The organism is Blautia sp. AF14-40 (assembly GCF_003479665.1).
Taxonomy (GTDB): domain Bacteria; phylum Bacillota; class Clostridia; order Lachnospirales; family Lachnospiraceae; genus Fusicatenibacter; species Fusicatenibacter saccharivorans.
In genome coordinates this window covers 1-2,088 of sequence record NZ_QUHK01000089.1, presented here as the reverse complement: position 1 = coordinate 2,088, position 2,088 = coordinate 1, and the positions used below count along the sequence as shown (strand labels likewise).

Here is a 2,088-nt window from a genome sequence, read left to right as displayed (position 1 = left end):
CATTTTTAGAATATCCTCAAATACAACGGAGATAACATTATCTTCTCCCAATTCGGGCAACACATTAGAAATATATTGCTCAAATATAGTATTAGGGGAAATAATCATAATATTATTTGCGGACAACTTTGTCTGTAATCCTTGATACATAAGATAAGCTGCCCGATGAAGGGCAATGGAAGTTTTACCGCTTCCTGCCACGCCCTGCACCATTAACAGGTCGTTTTCCATATCTCTGATAACAGCGTCCTGTTCTTGTTGTATTGTTTCAACTATCGCTTTCATTTTGGCGGTGGTATTCTGTGATAATAGTTGTCTTAAAAATTCATCAACAATCTGCACATCTGTATCAAAAAAATACTTTAACACTCCATTCTTTATTTCATACTGACGTTTTAATTTGAGTTCACCTGTTACCCGCCCGCATGGAGCGTCATAAAATGCTTCTCCTTTCATAAAGCGGTAAAAAATACTTGCAATCGGTGATCGCCAATCATAAACATACATCTCCTGATAACTGTTTTTCCGTAGAGAGGAACGTCCGATATATATTTTTTCACATTCTTCCTCATCATCAAATTTAAAATCAATACGGGCAAAATATGGTGATTTTATCATGTTTTCCAGTAAAAGTATTCTGTGTTCTTCTTCTTCATAATCTACAATTTTATCTGTAACAGGGTTCATATATTGACTTAACTCAACAAGTGCCTCAAATCCGTCAGAAGTGTATAGATTTGTAACACTATGTGTTGCGTTTTCACGAACTTCTTTTTTGGCTTCGATAATTTGTGATTTCTTTTTTTCTGCTGCTTCTTTTGCTTGTTTTAATTGTTCCTCGGCTAAAGATATAGTTTGCTTTAATCTTATTTCTTCGTACTCTCTTTCTGATTGATTATTTCCCATAAAAAATACCCTCCTTGATAAAAAACAACAGAAAAATTCTCACTGATACATTGCTAGGCTAGTTTAGCACACGTTTGCCTATATAAACAGTCTTGTAATCATGAAATTTGTATGATACTATTATGGTGGGAGAGAGAATACAAAAATATTGTATATGCAATAGTAAAAAGGTCAGTAGCCTTTCCCATTATCCCATATCTTCAGCAGACAGGAATACAAGCCCAGTAAATTCTTCTTACAGAACGTGGGAAAGCTGCACCTTAGCTTTCCATGTCCTGTGAATAGAGTTATCCATGATTCCATAGCCTGTTATGCACATTTCCATAATGCTTGTCTTTGGTTCTTTTGTTCGGAATAGTGTGGTGCTGGCGGTCTATCTCTTGTTTTCGGTTGCTTGCTTCTTTACCGTACATGAGCATTTGCACCCGGATTGTCGTTTCCATATCCCTCTAAGAGGTTGATAACGCCCCAAATGCCTAAGCCTGCGCCCAGTGCGATAACAAGGGTCTGTAATACGTCGATAGCAGAGTTAAAAAATTCCATAAAGCTCCTTTCTGCCGCAAATGCGGCTTGCCCCATAAAAGGGCATAAAAAACGGCGGTCAGTTTTGTAACTGCCGCGGTCATAAGTCCCCGCGCTGCCTATGTGTCTGCCGCGCGGCGGTATTCAGTTTTTAAGTATGGGCGTTATGGATTTTCCAGTAGGGGCGCGTATTCTGTAAGTTGTCTGTTTCTTTGTTACTGCGTCAATTCCTCCTTTCGCTGCTGCTCATACAGGGCTTCACACCGTTTTACAAACTGCCGGATAGCTGTCTGTCGCTGTTGCTCCCGTCGCTCGGCAATGAAAATAAGCCCGTTTATGGCTTCTGTGATTTTCTTATCCTTTTTCTTTCGGATACGTCTATTCATGGTCGGTGTCCTCCTGCAAATCTGCTTCACTGATTTCGTAATAGTCAAAGGGTTCGTCCGGCTTCACAAGGGCGGGTCTGCGCCTTAAATGCTTTTCCATATCAAAGGTATTTTTCTTGTCATAGTCGGACAGGTATTTATAGTTGGGATGCTTTGTAATATCATACTTATCAGAGAAGAACGGGCGCACCCCTCGTAGCTGCAAGATACATTTCCCGCCGTCCATGACTGCAATTTCATCTTCCGTCATAAGCTGCTTGCCTAACTTCTGATA

General features: G+C 39.9%; 2 protein-coding genes and 2 pseudogenes. All 4 read right to left on the bottom strand.

Going from position 1 to position 2,088, the window contains the following annotated elements:
* Positions 1-906: pseudogene (locus tag DWW13_RS18330) on the bottom strand (helicase); the annotation flags it as partial.
* Positions 907-1,308: 402 nt separating this feature from the next.
* Entirely contained in the window at positions 1,309-1,449 is a 141-nt protein-coding gene (locus DWW13_RS18325; RefSeq protein WP_022788348.1) for a Maff2 family mobile element protein, read from the bottom strand.
* A 194-nt stretch (positions 1,450-1,643) separates the two neighbouring features.
* Positions 1,644-1,814 (bottom strand): hypothetical protein, encoded by a 171-nt coding sequence (locus tag DWW13_RS19150; RefSeq protein WP_164468384.1) that lies wholly within the window; start codon positions 1,812-1,814, stop codon positions 1,644-1,646.
* Positions 1,807-2,088 (bottom strand): annotated as a pseudogene (locus tag DWW13_RS18320) (VirD4-like conjugal transfer protein, CD1115 family); the annotation flags it as partial. The pseudogene DWW13_RS18320 and the gene DWW13_RS19150, both read right to left, overlap by 8 nt.

What these genes read in the sequence shown, in the direction of transcription:
- DWW13_RS19150 (WP_164468384.1), bottom strand. Translation starts at nt 1,814, where the DNA reads ATGAATAGACGTATCCGAAAGAAAAAGGATAAGAAAATCACAGAAGCC.
- DWW13_RS18325 (WP_022788348.1), bottom strand. Translation starts at nt 1,449, where the DNA reads ATGGAATTTTTTAACTCTGCTATCGACGTATTACAGACCCTTGTTATC.